Source organism: Acinetobacter sp. ACNIH1 (assembly GCF_002934695.1).
Lineage (GTDB): Bacteria > Pseudomonadota > Gammaproteobacteria > Pseudomonadales > Moraxellaceae > Acinetobacter > Acinetobacter variabilis.
Genome location: NZ_CP026420.1, coordinates 1,368,298 through 1,385,707, shown reverse-complemented (window position 1 = coordinate 1,385,707; position 17,410 = coordinate 1,368,298). Strand labels below are relative to the sequence as shown.

Genomic DNA, 17,410 nt, shown 5'->3' with positions numbered 1-17,410 from the left:
CTGGTCTGTTGGGGTGCTTTTTTTATTCCATGTCATCTGTTCAAAGTCCTATTTTATAAAGCATATATGACCTTTGAACTCTCAATTGTTAGAGTGATTTATGCCACAGCCTAGTCATGAGCAAATGCTATCTTTTTTAAAATTATCCAATGAAGTTGCCAAACGAGCAATGTCTTTAGGCCATCATCCTTTTGGTGCAGTCCTAGTTGCACCTGATCATGAAACGGTTTTATTGACCCGATGTAATATCGACACGGTCAACCATGCAGAAAGTACCTTAGCCCGGATCGCAGCCAGCAATTTTACGCCGGATTATTTAGCTGAATGCACCTTATATACGGCAGTTGAACCTTGCTGCATGTGTTCTGGAACGATCTATTGGGCCAATATCGGACGGGTAGTCTATGCCATGACCGAAGAAAAATTATTGCAATGTACTGGAAACCACAATGAGAATCCAACCATGAGTGTTTCTGCTAAATATATTTTTTCTCATGGTCAGAAGAACATTGAGCTGCTTGGGCCAATTACGGAACTTGAACAGGAAACGGTTCAATTGCAAAAAGACTTCTGGTCATCTCGGTGAAGATTTGAAATTATTCTTTTTATAATCCTGCTTCATTTTATTTATAAGACCATAAATATATAGGACTTACGCATTGACGGATTCAAAAAAGTATTAAAATACTTTATAAAGTATCTGTGATTAGACGAATTAAACATGCTTCTACAGCAACTTGTACATTACCCATTTATATGGGCTTTCTCATGACAGAACCGAACTCTATTAGCTGCACACAACTTGCCGAGACTTATAATATCTCGCATGATAGTGTAAATCGCTTTCTAGAGCGTGAAGACTACACACCTCACGACCTATATCAAGAATCAATTCAACATATTGATAATAATAAACTTATAGTCAGTATTGATGATACTGTTTTAGATAAACCATATAGTCAACATATGGACTTGGTTAGCTATTTTTGGTCAGGCAAACACCACCGATCCGTCAAGGGTATTAATCTCATTACCTTGTATGCGACAGATCAAAATGGTCAAAATATTCCAATTAATTTCCGAATTTATGACAAATCTGAAAGTAAAACCAAGAATGATTACTTTATGGATATGTTAAGTGAAGTACTCAGTTGGGGTGCAAAGATTCAATTTATTACAGGTGATAGTTGGTATTCATCGACTGGAAATCTAAAAACCATAAGAAAATATGGTATTCGATTTATGTTTGGTATCGACTGTAACCGTAAGGTTTCCCCAGAAAAAGGACAATGGTTTCAACTGCGTTTATTGCCAGATTTCCATCAGGGTCAAGTGGTCTGGCTCAAAGATTTTGGCTTTGTACAATTATTTAAGACTCAGTTAAAAGAACAGCAGAGGTTTTATATTGTGCATCAAGATGAAGATGATTTATTGTCCTTTGAGGGTTTTCATGAATTACATTCAAGTCATTGGAAAATAGAGCAATATCACCGGGTGATTAAACAGGTTTGTCATATTGAAAAGTTTCAAGTAAGACGATCTAAACTGATTTTGAATCATATTTTTTCAGCCTTGATGGCCTACGTTGAGATACAAAAGAACCAGTTTGAGCGGATCTTTGAAAATGTATATCGTTGGCAGAAGAAATTATTTAGACCAATTATCAAAAACTTCATTGATGACTTTATTCTCGATAAAAATCATCTGCTACCACAGAGAATCTATAAATAATAGTGCGTAAGTCCTAATATAGATTTTTTGGATTGTAAGCTCAATTTAAAACGCTGCAATCCAGTTTCTGTATTTTTTCAAATTACTTTGCTAAATTTGTTTTTCTATTTTTAAAAATCTATTTCTATCCATTCAGTACATTGCCAACTATAAGCCATTTATTGGCGCACACGATTTAGATCTGACGCACTTATCTAGCGCAGATCAGAAGAAAATCACAAGAAATTTTAAATATTCAATCTTATTAATTTCTCAATCTTGAGCTGAGCCTGGTTTTCTAGCAGCTTTGTTTATTGACTTAGATTGGAGTTTATATTTCTCGGCTTATTTTCTTAACTGTTAAACTTTTTTATATCAAATATTTGGTAGTAAATAATTGTAATTTATAAAAATAAATAAAAGAACAGATCATTCTAAAAATTATAACTGTCTTGCAATCCACCTGTTCTATTTTTTGAACTGAATTGGAATAGAAGTTGCTAATTAATAGAAATATAGCAACCAGTAAAATTTTTGATTTCGATTCAGATCTTTTAAAGCCGCTATTTATAAAACTCAAATGGCATTCACGGAGGCAATTTATGCTGAATATGTCCAAACATAAAAAGATAATGAAAAAATTTTCACTGCCTGTAATTGCGGCTGCAATTATTGGTTTGGGGATCAGTAGTCAGAGCTTTGCAGTCGATAAAGCTGCATTTGTCTATATTGGACCAACCAGTGACCATGGCTGGACATATTCTCATGATCAGGGGCGTATTAAAGCTGAAAAAGCTTTGGGCGGAAAATTTAAAACGACTTATATCGAAAATGTGCCTGAAACGGCCGATGCTGAACGTGTGATTCGTAATCTGGCACAGCAGGGCAATAAAGTCATTTTTGCGACCTCTTTTGGTTATATGAACCAGATGGAAAAAGTCGCGAAGCAGTTCCCCAATACTGTATTCATGCACGCGACTGGTTATAAGCAAGGGAAAAACCTCGGCATCTATGATGTGCGTACCTATGAAGGTGCTTACATGCTGGGTGTAGTGGCGGGGCAAACCACCAAAACCAATACCTTGGGTGTCGTAGCCTCATTCCCGATCCCGGAAGTGGTTCGTAATATTAATGCTTATACCTTGGGTGCACAAAGCGTCAATCCTAAAGTCAAAACCAAAGTCATCTGGGTGAACTCATGGTTTAACCCGGGTAAAGAACGTGATGCGGCTTTGGCACTGATTTCTCAAAAAGCTGATGTGCTGATGCAAAACACGGATTCGCCAGCAGTGGTGCAAGCGGCTCAACAAAAAGGCGTTTATGCCTTTGGTTGGGATTCAGACATGAGCAAATTTGGTCCTAAAGCACATCTGGCTGCTTCAGTATTGCACTGGGAAAAAATTTATACCCCAGCCATGCAGCAAGTGGCTAATAAAACCTGGAAACCTGCCGCTCTCTGGTATGGCGTAAAACAGGATGCAGTGAAAATTGAAAACTTCGGGCCTGCTGTTCCTGCTAAGGTGAAACAGTCCGCTTTAAATGCACAAAGTGCGATTCATAAAGGCACATTACATCCATTCCAGGGTCCAATCTATAAACAGGATGGAACTTTGGTGATTACCAATGACAGCAAAATGACAGATGAAGCGCTTGGAAAAATGAACTTCTATGTGAAAGGGGTTGAAGGTTCATTACCTAGATAATTCTTTCACTATGTGTATGACTTAAAAATAAAAGAAAGTAAATCCTGAAAAATCATCCCCCAGTCCATGAATCACTTTATGGACTGGGCCAAAATGAGTGGAGACTGAGTTATGAGCGATCTGCCTCACATGTCAAATGACATCGAAACGTCATCGCTCAATGAGCAGCAAATTCCACGACTGGAGCTGATTAATATCAGCAAAAGCTATAACTCATTGAAAGCAAATGACAGTATTCATTTAAAAGTCCAACCTGGGCAAATTCATGCCATCTTGGGTGAAAACGGTGCTGGTAAAAGCACCTTGATGAAAATCATCTACGGCGCCACCAAAGCAGATAGCGGTCATATCGTCTGGAATGGCAAAGAAGTACAGATAGAAAGTCCGTCGATGGCCAGAAAACTGGGCATCGGCATGGTGTACCAGCATTTCTCCTTATTTGAAACCATGACCGTGGCTGAAAATATTTTATTAGGTCTGGATGAAAAAATAGATCTAAAAAGCTTATCGGCTAAAATTACCGAAGTATCAGAACAATATGGCTTGCCGGTAGATCCACGGCGTGAAGTTTTTTCTTTATCGGTTGGTGAACGACAACGGGTCGAAATTATCCGCTGTCTACTCCAAAATCCGTCCCTACTCATTTTAGATGAACCGACTTCAGTCTTAACCCCACAAGCGGTACGTCAGTTATTTAAAACTTTGCGACTGGTGGCTTCGCAAGGTGTTTCAATTCTTTATATCAGCCATAAATTGCATGAAATCAAAGAACTCTGTGATGAAGCTACAATTCTGCGTAATGGCAAAGTCACCGGCTATGTACTGCCTTCTGAAAATAGTACCAGTGAACTGGCCAAATTAATGATTGGCCGGGAATTGCCGACTTATGCGCATGCTAAATATACAGGCGAACATCGCACGCTGTTCCAGGTAAAAAATCTGAATTATGAAACTGATGATCCTTTTGGCGTGTCCTTATCCAATATTCAACTCAACCTGAATTCGGGTGAAATTCTGGGCATTGCCGGTATTTCGGGTAATGGTCAATCTGAATTACTGGCTCTGCTTTCCGGTGAGCAAACGGCGAAAAAAGGCCAAGTCTTTCTATTAGATCATGACATTTCTGAACTCAGTGCAGGCCAGCGACGTGATCTAGGCTTGGGCTTTGTTCCGGAAGAGCGTTTAGGTCGGGGTGCTGTGCCGAATATGACATTGGCACAAAACACCTTACTGACTGCTTTCCGTCAGGGTTTAAACAAATGGGGCTTTATCCAGTTTGATAAAACTGTCGCTTTTGCCCAGCAATGTATCGAAAAATTCGGGGTAAAAGCAGCAGGACCACAAGCTGAAGCGCGCAGCCTTTCGGGCGGGAATTTGCAGAAATTTATTGTAGGACGTGAAATCCTGCAACAGCCTAAAGTGCTGATTATTTCCCAGCCAACCTGGGGCGTTGATGTCGGCGCATCGATGTTTATCCGTCAAACCCTGATTGATCTTTCCCGCCAAGGCGTTGCGATTTTAGTAATTTCGGAAGAGCTGGAAGAACTGTTTGAAATTAGCGACCAGATTTGTGTTCTGGCTGGTGGAAAGCTGTCTGCACCCGTTCCAGCTAAAAATACCAATACAGAACAGATTGGCCTGCTCATGTCAGGTATTCAGGCAGATCCAGCAATATTAGCTGAGTCCGAGCCTGTCCATGAAGCACACGCGTAGAGAAGAGGTGTAAATATGCATTTATTAGAACCTAGAGAACATCCTTCTCAATTAATGAAATGGCTTTCCCCCGTGCTTGCATTACTCGCCATGCTAGTGGTGGGTAGCCTATTGTTTTTAATGCTTGGAGTGAATCCTGCTCAGGCTTTATATATCTTTTTTATCGAGCCGCTAAGCTCAGTCTATAACCTGAGTGAGCTGATAATTAAAGCCAGTCCGCTGATTTTAATTGCCTTAGGTCTAGCTGTTGGGTTTCGTGCCCGTCTGTTTAATATTGGTGCCGAGGGGCAGTTGGCTATGGGGGCCATCTTTGGCGGTGGTATCGCCATCCTGTTTCATGAGCAGATCGGCTGGTGGATTTTACCGTTGATGGTGATTATGGGCGCGATTGGCGGTGCAATTTGGGGTCTGATTCCAGCACTGCTAAAAACCTATTTTAATGCACAGGAAACTTTGACGACCTTGATGATGAACTATGTCGCGTTTTTTCTGCTCATGTATCTGGTCAATGGCCCATGGCGTGATCCGGATGGTATGAATTTTCCACAATCCGTAATGTTCTCGGAAAGCGCGACCTTGCCGCTGATTATGGAAGGCACACGGATTAACGCCTCAATTTTTATCACGATCATCGCAGTGGTGCTGTTCTGGATTTTTATCCGTAAGAGCTTGATGGCCTATAAACTGGAAGTCAGTGGTCAGGCGCCTTTAGCAGCCCAATATGCAGGATTTTCAGCTAAAAAAGCCATCTGGTTAAGTTTAGGAATTTCAGGTCTGATGGCGGGGATCGCCGGAATCTGTGAAGTAGCAGGGCCAATCGGCCAGCTCAATCCGAACATTTCGCCAGGATACGGTTATGCGGCCATTATTGTGGCTTATCTCGGCCGACTAAATCCAATTGGAATCGTACTTTCAGGTTTCCTGATGGCGCTGATCTATTTAGGTGGCGAACTGACACAAATGCAGTTGCAACTCCCAGTCGCGATTACCGGAATTTTCCAGGGCCTGCTTTTATTTTTCCTGCTGGCTTCAGATGCCCTGATTGAAAACCGCTACCGTTTTGCCAAAAAGAAAATCAAAAAAACCATGACCACTGCGCAAGTAGCCTGATCCAGACAGAAGAAGGATAACAACATGAGTATTGAATTAACCGCAATTGTTGCCGGAACTGTCGCCGCGGCAACGCCATTGATCTTTGCCGGGCTGGGTGAGCTGGTAGCAGAGCGTACCGGTGTCATCAATCTTGGGGTAGAAGGCATGATGCTGGTCGGTGCCATTGCTGGATTTGCTTTCGCTAGCCAGTATGAAGCCAGTGTCGCCAGTGCCTTATTTATGGGCGGATTGGCAGGCACATTGATGGCACTAATTTTTGCATTTTTTACTTTGTCCTTAAGTACTAACCAATCCGCCTGTGGTCTGGCACTCACTATTTTTGGGATCGGGATTTCAGCCTTTCTTGGACAGAATTATGTCAGTACCGCCTTACCGGGTCTGGAAAATCTAAAAATTCCGGGACTCGCAGATATTCCATTCATAGGGCCAGTCCTGTTCCAGCAAAACTATGTAGTGTATCTGTCCATTCTTGCTTTTGTGTTGGTGTGGTGGGTACTGAGTAAAACCCGTTTAGGCCTGTTACTGAAAGCAGTAGGGGAATCTCCAGAAAGCGCACATGCCATGGGCTATAACGTGCTGGCGATTCGCTATGGTGCAGTCATGTTTGGCGGTGCAATGGCAGGTATTGGCGGTGCATTTTTATCTACGGTTTATACGCCGATGTGGATTGAAAATATGGTTGCAGGGCGCGGCTGGATTGCAATTGCATTAGTGGTTTTTGCTGCATGGAAACCAACACGTTTGATGTTGGGTGCATATCTATTTGGTGGTGTAACGATTTTGCAGTTTCATGCTCAAGCGCTGGGTCTAGAAGTACCGAATGAACTGTTATCGGCATTGCCATACATCGCAACCATTATCGTCTTAGTCCTCATTTCACATGACAAGAAGTTATTGAAACTCAATTTACCAGCGTCACTTGGCAAACCCTTTAGCCCTTAATCGGATGAATCTCAGGAATTACTTTATGAAAATTATAAGCGCAGATTATGTCCTGACCATGAACTCAAACCTGGACTGTATTAAAGGTGATGCCATCCTGATTGATGGTTTTCTCATTAAACAGGTAGGAACATTACAGGAAGTAACTCAGTAATATCCTGAAGCTGCAGTTACCCAGTATCCCAAAAGTTTATTGATGCCGGGTTTGATTAATCCCCACTGCCACTCAGGCCTGCTCCGCGGTACTGCCGAAGGTTTACCAGTCTGGGACTGGCTGCAGCAGTTTATTGACCCGATGCATCGGGTAGTGACTCCGGAAGATGCCAAAATCGCCTCTTATCTCTGTTATGCAGAAGCGCTGCTATCCGGCACAACTACCATTGTGGATATGTGGCGTTATATGGAAGGTAGTGCCGAGGCTGCACAGCAACTCGGTATACGTGCAGTGCTGGTGCCATATGTGGCTGAACATTCAGATCACAACTATTTTGAAACCCTCAATAGCAATGAAGCTTTAATTCAAAAATGGCATCAAGCCGAAAATGGGCGAATTCAGGTCTGGGTTGGCTTGGAACATCTGTTTTATGCTGAAGAAAATGCATTGGCACGTATCCAGAAAATATGTCATGAATATCAGACTGGTTTTCACACGCATAGCAATGAAAGCAAGTTTGATGTCGAAGAAAACCTTCGACGTTATGGCGTGCGCCCGATCCAGACGCTGGAGCAAATGGGTATGCTGGATGTGCCTCAATGTCTGTTAGCGCATTGTGTCTGGGCTGATTCAACAGAGATCGAAATCTTAAAACACTATAATATTGGTGTCGCACATAATCCGATCTCGAATATGAAACTCGCCTCGGGGGCTGCCCCCATTACGGAAATGCTTAAACACGGCATAGCAGTAGGACTAGGTACAGACGGCGAGAAAGAAAATAATAATCTGGATATGTTTGAAGAAATGAAAACTGCTTCATTATTGGCGAAGTTTTCCGGTTTAGAAAACGCAGATTCAAATCCCAAGTGCAACACATTTGTAGTTAGTTGAAAAAGTTAGGTGTATTCATAGAATCATTAGACTTTTTCAACTCGCAATTGGAAAGCACACAATGAAGAAATACACCCAACTTTCTCAAGATGAAAGATACGAAATTTATGCTACTTTGAAAAGTAAAAGTTCAATCGCTACCCTTGCTCGGGAATTAGGACGTTCACGATCAACCATCTACCGTGAATTAAAAAGAAATACTGGGCAACGTGGATATAGAGCTCAACAGGCAGCTAAATTTGCAAGTCAAAGACGGTACCGTCCTTCATCATCAATGACAGCATTTGCCTTCGCTTATATTGATTATTTGATTGGTTTGGACTGGTCACCCGAACAAATTTCAGGTGCTTTAACACAACGCGGTTGGCTGGATGTACCTTCACATGAGTGGATTTACCAGTACATTTATCAAGATAAATCAAAAGGCGGTAAACTTCATCTACATTTAAGGCATCAGAAGAAATATCGAAAACGCGGTTACAAAAACACGGATCGTAGGGGTCAAATCATTGATAAAACAAGTATTCACTGCCGAGACCAGGTCATTGATCAACGACAACGTTTAGGAGATTTCGAAGGTGACACGGTGATTGGTAAACATCATAAAGGTGCTTTATTGACTCTCGTTGATCGAAAGAGCCTGTATGTACATATTGTTCATTTAGGGCCAACAAGAGCATCCTCTCAAACGATTACTTGTGCATTAGATCGTTTACAAATGAGCCATGCTTATAGTGTGACATTTGATAATGGCAAAGAATTTTCCGAACACAAAAGAATTACTGATGCTGGCATAGAGACGTATTTTGCTGATCCTTACAAGTCTATTCAGCGAGCTAGAAATGAAAATACGAATGGTTTAATCCGTCAATATCTGCCAAAATCATCATCGTTGGATGGCGTGTCAAACGAACAAATAGAGCAGATAGAATTTGCACTCAACCATCGTCCTAGAAAAACACTAGGTTGGTATACACCGAGTGAAGTTATGGCTGGTTTTTATACTGTTGCACTTGCCGCTTGAATCCGCCAAATAATAATCTGGATATGTTTGAAGAAATGAAAACTGCTTCATTATTGGCGAAGTTTTCCGGTTTAGATGCCGCAGCACTCGACTCATGGTCAGTCTGTCAGATGGCAACTCGGACAGGTGCCAAAGCCTTAGGTATGCAGGATCAGATTGGTTCGCTAGAAGCTGGAAAACTTGCCGATATGATTGCAGTAGATATTGCGACCCCAAGAATGACACCCTTGATTGATTAAGGCCCGTTATTTAATTTACATACCAATCTGGTACATGCAGTACAAGGACAGGATGTGCACATGACCATGGTGAACGGTCAGATAGTAGTAGAAAACCGAAAACTGGTGCGTGCTGATCTACAAATCTTAATTGATCAGGTCAATCAGGCTGCTCCAGCCTTGTTCCAGCGCCGCGCGAAATGGCTCGCAGAACAGGGAAGTACGGTCAATGAGTTACAGCGCCTATAAATAGAACTCAAAATTGCCCCTAACTTTAAACAGGCTTATCTATGCTCTAGAATGGATAAAAAGGCTTCGATAAAGTTAGGCAGTCTTTTATGATGAATCTGGCCGACCTTGATCACTTCATAGGTCAGACCATCAGCCAGAAGGTTGTTACTTTCAGCTTTTAATTTCTGCAATGTTAACTGTAAGCCTTTTAACCATTCTTCAAGCGCCTTGCTCGGAATATCATTTTTAAGATTTCCACCTTGCATGGCAGTTTTAAAATGACTCAAGGTCGTACTATCTTTAAAGCAGGCTTCCACCTGATGTTCAGTACTTTCAAACAGGTCATGCTTAATCACAAATAAAAATTTTCCAATCGCTGGTTTAAGCGCACTGAGATAAATATTTTTTTTATTCAGGGTATATCTTTTTTCTGGTATTAATAAATTCTGAATTCCAGCCTTGAGATTCTAGAAAATGATCCATTTCAGCGAAGATGAGATCAGTGACTTGTTCCTCAATGCGTTCTGCGATTTCCTTCAGTTTATGACTGAGCACGATCAGGTTATTTTCCAGCTTTGAGCGCTAGGATTTTTCTTCATCATGCTGCTTGGATTGGGCCAAAATGGCTCGGAGCGTTGTTCAGACGTCATGATTTTACTCACTTGATATGCAGCCTTGATCACTTAATCATGTGACTGAATAGCTTTAATTGCAAGTAGGAAAAGAGGAGGGAGAATTGGTAAGATTTGAAAAATAAAATATATACTTTTATCGATGCAAATTATTGTTTTTAAATTTTATATTCTATATTAAATCATTTTTTATTTAGTTTTAAGCTCGAATCATTACATATTTTGTAGCGATTCAATGGAGTTATTTATAATGACTCATTTTACTTACAATTAGCTGATCAAAAGATGAAGCCAATATAAAGTGGTTAACGAGAATATTGATAGAAAGGATTAAGAAAATATACATCTATAATCAACTATAAAGAGTCAATAATTTTAATTCTTACATATATTTAAACTTTATTTAACAGATATCACTTTTTATCTTATTTAATGGTTTTAGATACCTTTATAGAACCAGATTTTTCAATTTTCCTCGGTAACAAATTCAAGAATAGAAGGCGATGACCATCAAGTTTTAGTATAAAAAACGCACAAAAAGACCAAATGCTTTTTATTACGCAATTTGAATTGGTAAATTTTTGTACAAAAGAACTGATGTAGAAAAAATATTTATAGGTAGCACTATTTTTACTAATATTATATTTAATTCCTCTTAAATTATTGAATTTAAAATTTAAAATTTTCTTAAATTAAAATTAACAAAAGGATTAGATTAGCTAAAATTCATAACATTATTAATACTTTTCCTTCATTATTTGAAACTAAAAAATTAAATGAGTGTACTATATTTAGTAAAAACGTGATTAAGGTGAAGCATTTAATGTCTATTTCTCCCTTATCTAAGGCTGTCTATACATCCTTAGTTGGATTGCTATTGGCAAATACAACTACTCAGGCCGCTGATGCATTTAGTGCAGAAAGTCCGTGGATGTTGGGTGACTGGAATGGTCAACGTATTCAGCTTCAAGAGCAGGGCTATGATTTTAGCTTTGGATATACAGGTGAAATGGCAACTTTGCTTGACGCGAAACGCTCAAATAGCCATGGCACAGAATATACAGGTCAGTTAAACCTGGGTACTCATCTGGATCTGGAAAAAATTGCTGGCTGGCAAGACACTGAAGCACAAATTACAGTAACTCATCGTGATGGTCGCAACCTTTCGAATACTTCTGATGCGCTTACAGGACATTTAAGTTCAGTTCAGGAAGTGTGGGGTCGCGGTCAAACTTGGCGTCTAACAGATTTCTGGATCAAGAAACAATTCTTGGATCAAAAACTGGATGTAAAAGTCGGACGTTTTGGTGAAGGTGAAGACTTTAACAGTTTTGATTGTGACTTCCAGAATCTGGCATTGTGCGGTTCACAAGTGGGTAACTGGGTAGGGGATCAATGGTATAACTGGCCAGTTTCTCAATGGGCTGCTCGGGTTAAATATAACGTTACCCCGGAAGTTTATACTCAGGTAGGGGTTTATGAATACAACCCTGAAAATGTTGACAATCGTGGCAAAGGCTTTAACCTGAGCACAGACGGATCTAAAGGCGCGATTATTCCTGCAGAAGTGGTCTGGACACCGAAACTGGGTGAGCAAAAACTGCCAGGTGAATATCGTGCCGGTTATTACTACAGCACCGCTGATGCCAAAATATTTGATGGCGTGACTCCACAAGATGAACAAACCCAAAATGGTCATCATCACGGGGGGTGGATTGTAGCTAAGCAACAGCTGACTTCACATCAAGGGGATACATCACGTGGTTTAAGCGGTTTCGTGAACGTCACTGTTCATGACTCTAAAACCAACCAAGTTAGTGATATGCAAAATATCGGTCTTGTCTACAAAGGTGCGATGGATGCCCGTCCACAGGATGAAATCGCTTTGGGTGTTGCCCGGATCAATATGAACAATGATGTATTGGGTAACCGTAGTGAAGAAGTCGATGCAGAAATCTATTACGGCATTCATGCAACTAACTGGCTAACCATCCGTCCAAACCTGCAATATGTCCATCATGTCGGCGCATATAAAGACGGTGAAAATGTCTGGGTAGGCGGAATCAAGTTTAATACGTCGTTCTAAACGGAGTTTTTAGTTGCAAATACACAATTGATTCTTCCTTTACTTTGGGGCATTGATGAACTGATACTCCAAGTATTCATGTATTTATAACTAAGAACTTAACAATATGGTGTCTATGCCGCTTAAGTGCTTAGACGTTCAAGAAATCAAAAAAAAGGTGTTCAATATGAATACTTCGTCTTCAGGTTCAGTACTGAAAACGATTCTGGCAGCTATTGCTGCCATTTTCGGTTTGGTTCTGCTATTTGGAGGAATATATCTGGCAACACTTGGTGGGTCTTGGTACTACATCATTGCCGGTCTGTTCTTCCTGGCGACAGCAGTGTTATTACAAAAACGTAAAAGCACAGCTCTTATTGTTTATGCAGTATTGGTCCTTGGTACAGTGGTATGGGGGCTTTGGGAAGTGGGTTCAGACTTCTTTGCACTGGCACCACGTCTAGATATTTTAGGCCTATTCGGTCTGGCTCTGCTGATTCCTGCAGTGACTCGCGGTTTTGGCGACAGCAAAGCGGCAAAAATGGCGCTGACTGGCTCCCTCGCAATTACGATTGCTGTCATGATTTATTCTGTATTTAATGACCCGCAAGAAATCCGTGGCGAATTAAAATCACAGCAGCCTGCAGTCCATCAAGCCATTCCGGGTATTGCCGATGAAGATTGGCCTGCTTATGGTCGTACTCAGTCAGGTTTACGTTATTCTCCATTAAAACAGATTACTGCTGATAACGTAAAAGATCTGGAGTTAGCTTGGGAATTTCATACCGGTGATGTAAAAACGGATAAAGATTCTGGTGAAACTACGAATCAGGTAACCCCGATTAAAGTGGGTAATAACCTGTTTATGTGTACCACTCACCAGTACCTGATTGCACTTGATCCTGCGACGGGTAAGGAAAAATGGCGTTTTGATCCTAAGCTGAAAGCGGACAATACCTTCCAGCATTTAACTTGCCGTGGAGTGTCTTATTACGATGCCAATAACACTACCGGTTTTGAAAGCAGTCTAGCTGCTCGTTCTACAACGTCTGCCGAATGTCCTCAGAAAGTAATCTTACCAGTGAATGACGGACGTTTGGTGGCGGTCAATGCAACTACTGGTAAGGTATGTTCCGACTTTGGTAATAACGGCGAAGTCGATCTGCAAAAAGACATGCCATTCCCATATCCAGGCGGTTATAACCCGACTTCACCTCCTGTGGTGACAGGTACAACCATTATCATCGCCGGTTCAACCACAGATAACTATTCAACTGAAGAACCTTCAGGTGTCATTCGTGGTTATGATGTAAATACTGGTGAATTGCTCTGGGTATTTGATACTGGCGCAGAAGATCCAAACGCGATTCCAGCTCCTGGTCAAAAATTCGTAAATAACTCTCCAAACGCATGGGCGCCATTGGCCTATGATGCACAGCTGGATATCGTCTATGTACCAACAGGTGTAGGTACACCGGATATCTACGGTGGTCACCGTACTGAGCTAGACGAGCGTTATGCGAACTCTATGCTGGCGATTAATGCATCTACCGGTAAATTGATCTGGAACTTCCAGACTACTCACCACGACTTGTGGGATATGGATGTACCCGCTCAACCGACATTGACTGATATCAAAGACAAAAATGGGAAAATGGTTCCAGCGATCTATGTGCTGACCAAAACCGGTAATGCCTTTGTATTAGACCGTCGTACAGGTGAAGCGATCGTTCCGATTACTGAAAAACCAGTACCTCAGTCAGTAAAACGCGGTCCACAAACTAAAGGTGAGTGGTATTCAAAAACTCAACCGTTCTCTGACTTCAACCTGGCTCCTCAAGATAAATTGACGGATAAGGACATGTGGGGTGCCACCATGTTTGATCAGTTAATGTGTCGCGTATCGTTCAAGAAATTAAACTATGACGGTATTTATACACCACCCTCTGAAAATGGGACGCTGGTCTTCCCGGGTAATCTGGGTGTGTTTGAATGGGGTGGTATGTCGGTGAATCCGGACCGTCAAATTGCATTAACCAACCCGATTGGCCTGCCATTTGTATCAAAACTGATTCCTCAAGATCCGAACCGTCCTAAGACGGCTAAAGGTGCAGGAACTGAAGCGGGGGTACAGCCAATGTATGGCGTGCCTTATGGTGTTGAAATCAGTGCCTTCCTCTCTCCATTCGGCTTACCATGTAAGCAACCAGCATGGGGTTATGTGGCTGGTGTTGATCTGACCAATCATGAAATCGCTTGGAAACGTCGTATCGGTACGATTCGTGACAGTATGCCGGGCATTCCATTGCCTCCATTTAAAATGGGTGTACCAATGTTAGGTGGTCCAATCTCGACTGCAGGTAATGTGATGTTTGTCGGTGCAACTCAAGACAATTACATCCGTGCGATCAACGTGACTAATGGTGATGAGCTGTGGAAAGGTCGTCTACCTGCAGGTGGTCAAGCGACGCCAATGACTTATGAAGCCAATGGTAAGCAGTATGTTGTGATTATGGCGGGTGGTCACGGTTCCTTCGGTACCAAAATGGGTGACTCTTTGGTTGCCTATGCACTACCTGACAATAAATAATGAAGTTTTATAGTTAAGTAAAAAAGCCTGATTCGTCAGGCTTTTTTATGCAAAATACAGGCTGTTATGACAATAAAGCTTGATTAGAAAATCATGAACCTTTAGCTCAGCTTTCCTGCAAGTATTCAGTTTGATCTTATGCAGATGCTGAGTCTTTAAAATTAATAAGACACTTTTAAAACGTTTGAACTCCCATGGCATGAGTGAATGCCAGATATCAGGAATATTAGCTATGCACCTTTATACCACGCGGTTGCCGATGAAATCGACTTTATCCTGTCTGATTGCTTGTATCAGTCAAGGAATTTATGCGGAAGAACCGGTTACAGAGGTACAGCGACTAGCTCCCATTGTGGTTGAAGCAACCCGTACAGATCGTGCCATTCTGGAAACACCGGCATCTACCTATTATCTGAATCAGGAACAACAGAATAGCCTGAATGTAAATCTGTCTGAAACCTTAAAAGGTGTACCAGGGTTGCAGCTGAATAACCGCGAAAATTATGCTCAGGATTTACAGATATCAATGCGGGGCTTCGGTGCACGTTCGACTTTCGGTGTGCGAGGAGTACGTTTATATGTAGATGGTATTCCAGCCACCATGCCGGATGGGCAGGGGCAAACCTCGAATATTGACCTGAATAGTCTGGATCATATTGAAGTGCTGAGTGGTCCATTTTCCTCGCTATATGGTAATTCTTCTGGCGGAACCATCCTGACACAAAGCCGTGAAGGGCAGGGACCGGATTCAATCACTTTGGGATATTCGGGTGGCAGTCAGAATAAAGGCCAAACTAATCTGGTACTACAAGGTGGTTCAGAAAATGTTTCTGAACCAAGCTATATCATCAGTTCATCTTATTTTGATACGGATGGTTTCCGTGATCATAGTGGTGCACATAAAGTACTGAACAATGCCAAGCTGACTTGGGATCTGGACGATGGCTCTAAAATTAACTGGGTCAATAACTATGTCAAAATTGCAGCAGATGATCCAGGTGGTTTAACTCGAGATCAATGGCGAGAAAATCCTAAACAGGTCGCAGCGAATGTGTTGCTATATAATGCACGTAAAGAAATTGAGCAATTCCAGACAGGACTGACCTGGAACAAGCCGGTCAATGATCAGCATGAATTGTACGGTATGGCATATTGGGGACAGCGTGAAGTCACTCAATATCAATCTATTCCAAGTACAGCACAAGGTGGTCCAAATCATGCGGGTGGTGTCATTGATTTTGACCGTCAGTTTTATGGAGCAGATCTTCGCTGGACCGGAACAGATATTTTACAAAACACTAAATTGATTGCTGGTGTGGCTGTAGATGGTATGACCGAAGACCGTAAAGGCTATCAAAACTTTGTCGGTAATACTTTAGGCGTTAAAGGTGAACTCCGTCGTAATGAAGACAATACGCTTTGGAATGCAGATCCTTATATTCAAGCATCTTATAACTTTGCGCCAGATTGGACGCTAGATGCTGGTTTGCGTTATAGCAATGTGCATTTTAAATCTGAAGATCGATACCTAAGCAATGGCGATAATTCAGGTAAAACGACTTATGAGAAATTACTGCCTTCAGTTGCATTAAGTTGGAAAATTTTTCCTGATTTAATGACTTATGCAAGCTATGCACAAGGTTTTGAAACACCAACATTTACCGAAATGGCTTATCCGGCTGATGGTAGCAACGATGTACTAAGCTTAAAAGCGGCTGAAAGTGAAACTTATGAGCTAGGATTAAAATCTGCGAATCGCTTTGGTGATATGACCTTAGCAGCATTTCAGACTCAAACCAAAAATGACATTGTTTCTGCGGGAAGTGATGGCGGGCGCTCAACGTTTCGTAATGCAGATAAAACTCTAAGAAAAGGATTAGAGCTATCTTGGAATAAAGATCTTTGGCGTGATCTAACAGCTCAAGCCAGCTATAGCTATATTGATGCAACATTTGATGCAGATATTCCAGAGCTTCTTGATGATGAAGGAAAAGTTGCAGTATCTAGAGTTGCCGCAGGAAACTATATTCCCGGGATTGCTAAAAGTCAGGCTTTTGTCAGTCTAGGCTGGAAACCTGAAAATGGTTTAAGTGCCGGTATAGATGTGCGTTATTCAGACCGAATTTATGTTAACGACATTAACTCACAATATGCACCAAGTTATACCGTTGCTGGGGCTAATATAGGATATAGCTGGACAGTGAATGATTGGGCTTTTAATACTTTTACACGTATAGATAACTTATTTGATAAAAACTATTCAGGCTCAGTTATTGTGAATGATATGACCAAACCAATAGGCCGTTATTTTGAACCAGCAGAAGGTCGTAACTGGAGTGCTGGTTTAAGCGTGACAAAAGAGTTTTAATTTAAATCTGACTTAAGCTTTATCCATCTATTCAAGATTAATATTCACATATG

General features: G+C 41.3%; 11 protein-coding genes and 2 pseudogenes. 12 read left to right on the top strand and 1 reads right to left on the bottom strand.

Features of this window, described 5'->3' with window-relative positions:
* Positions 1–100: 100 nt before the first annotated feature.
* The 9 genes and pseudogenes from C3F22_RS06815 to C3F22_RS18780 form a co-directional block, all read left to right on the top strand.
* Positions 101–586: a nucleoside deaminase gene (locus tag C3F22_RS06815; RefSeq protein WP_004785829.1), complete on the top strand. Its 486-nt coding sequence runs from the start codon at positions 101–103 to the stop codon at positions 584–586.
* A gap of 116 nt (positions 587–702) precedes the next feature.
* Positions 703–1,731, top strand: coding sequence for an IS701-like element ISAba11 family transposase (locus C3F22_RS06810; RefSeq protein ID WP_081402725.1), 1,029 nt, complete (start codon positions 703–705; stop codon positions 1,729–1,731).
* 581 nt (positions 1,732–2,312) lie between these two features.
* A complete protein-coding gene (locus tag C3F22_RS06805) occupies positions 2,313–3,413 on the top strand; it encodes a BMP family ABC transporter substrate-binding protein (protein WP_004785827.1) in 1,101 nt (366 codons plus the stop codon).
* Positions 3,414–3,524: 111 nt separating this feature from the next.
* The gene (locus C3F22_RS06800; RefSeq protein WP_171284720.1) at positions 3,525–5,126 is read left to right on the top strand and encodes an ABC transporter ATP-binding protein; all 1,602 of its coding nucleotides are present in this window, start codon (positions 3,525–3,527) and stop codon (positions 5,124–5,126) included.
* Between the two features lie 15 nt (positions 5,127–5,141).
* Positions 5,142–6,236 (top strand): ABC transporter permease, encoded by a 1,095-nt coding sequence (locus C3F22_RS06795; protein WP_004785823.1) that lies wholly within the window; start codon positions 5,142–5,144, stop codon positions 6,234–6,236.
* A 24-nt stretch (positions 6,237–6,260) separates the two neighbouring features.
* Positions 6,261–7,181: an ABC transporter permease gene (locus C3F22_RS06790; protein WP_004785822.1), complete on the top strand. Its 921-nt coding sequence runs from the start codon at positions 6,261–6,263 to the stop codon at positions 7,179–7,181.
* A gap of 25 nt (positions 7,182–7,206) precedes the next feature.
* Positions 7,207–8,190 (top strand): annotated as a pseudogene (locus C3F22_RS06785) (amidohydrolase family protein); the annotation flags it as partial.
* A gap of 100 nt (positions 8,191–8,290) precedes the next feature.
* Positions 8,291–9,253, top strand: coding sequence for an IS30-like element IS18 family transposase (locus tag C3F22_RS06780; RefSeq protein WP_005233574.1), 963 nt, complete (start codon positions 8,291–8,293; stop codon positions 9,251–9,253).
* Positions 9,254–9,261: 8 nt separating this feature from the next.
* A pseudogene (locus C3F22_RS18780) lies at positions 9,262–9,720 on the top strand (amidohydrolase family protein); the annotation flags it as partial.
* Positions 9,721–9,755: 35 nt separating this feature from the next.
* Here the strand turns inward: C3F22_RS18780 and C3F22_RS06770 are convergent.
* A complete protein-coding gene (locus C3F22_RS06770) occupies positions 9,756–10,058 on the bottom strand; it encodes a hypothetical protein (protein ID WP_004785815.1) in 303 nt (100 codons plus the stop codon).
* Positions 10,059–11,157: 1,099 nt separating this feature from the next.
* Between C3F22_RS06770 and C3F22_RS06765 the strand changes: the two genes are divergently transcribed.
* The 3 genes from C3F22_RS06765 to C3F22_RS06755 all read left to right on the top strand — a co-directional run bounded on the left by C3F22_RS06765 (position 11,158) and on the right by C3F22_RS06755 (position 17,357).
* Positions 11,158–12,420, top strand: a complete 1,263-nt coding sequence (locus C3F22_RS06765) for a carbohydrate porin (RefSeq protein ID WP_104426144.1) — start codon at positions 11,158–11,160, stop codon at positions 12,418–12,420.
* 166 nt (positions 12,421–12,586) lie between these two features.
* Positions 12,587–14,989 carry a glucose/quinate/shikimate family membrane-bound PQQ-dependent dehydrogenase gene (locus tag C3F22_RS06760; RefSeq protein WP_004785811.1) on the top strand — a complete coding sequence of 801 codons (2,403 nt, stop codon included), beginning with the start codon at positions 12,587–12,589 and terminating at the stop codon, positions 14,987–14,989.
* A 232-nt stretch (positions 14,990–15,221) separates the two neighbouring features.
* Positions 15,222–17,357 (top strand): TonB-dependent receptor family protein, encoded by a 2,136-nt coding sequence (locus C3F22_RS06755; RefSeq protein WP_004785809.1) that lies wholly within the window; start codon positions 15,222–15,224, stop codon positions 17,355–17,357.
* Positions 17,358–17,410: the final 53 nt, after the last annotated feature.

Coding starts and splice junctions, on each gene's coding strand:
- C3F22_RS06815 (WP_004785829.1), top strand. CDS start 101: ATGCCACAGCCTAGTCATGAGCAAATGCTATCTTTTTTAAAATTATCC.
- C3F22_RS06805 (WP_004785827.1), top strand. CDS start 2,313: ATGCTGAATATGTCCAAACATAAAAAGATAATGAAAAAATTTTCACTG.
- C3F22_RS06800 (WP_171284720.1), top strand. CDS start 3,525: ATGAGCGATCTGCCTCACATGTCAAATGACATCGAAACGTCATCGCTC.
- C3F22_RS06795 (WP_004785823.1), top strand. CDS start 5,142: ATGCATTTATTAGAACCTAGAGAACATCCTTCTCAATTAATGAAATGG.
- C3F22_RS06790 (WP_004785822.1), top strand. CDS start 6,261: ATGAGTATTGAATTAACCGCAATTGTTGCCGGAACTGTCGCCGCGGCA.
- C3F22_RS06780 (WP_005233574.1), top strand. CDS start 8,291: ATGAAGAAATACACCCAACTTTCTCAAGATGAAAGATACGAAATTTAT.
- C3F22_RS06765 (WP_104426144.1), top strand. CDS start 11,158: ATGTCTATTTCTCCCTTATCTAAGGCTGTCTATACATCCTTAGTTGGA.
- C3F22_RS06760 (WP_004785811.1), top strand. CDS start 12,587: ATGAATACTTCGTCTTCAGGTTCAGTACTGAAAACGATTCTGGCAGCT.
- C3F22_RS06755 (WP_004785809.1), top strand. CDS start 15,222: ATGCACCTTTATACCACGCGGTTGCCGATGAAATCGACTTTATCCTGT.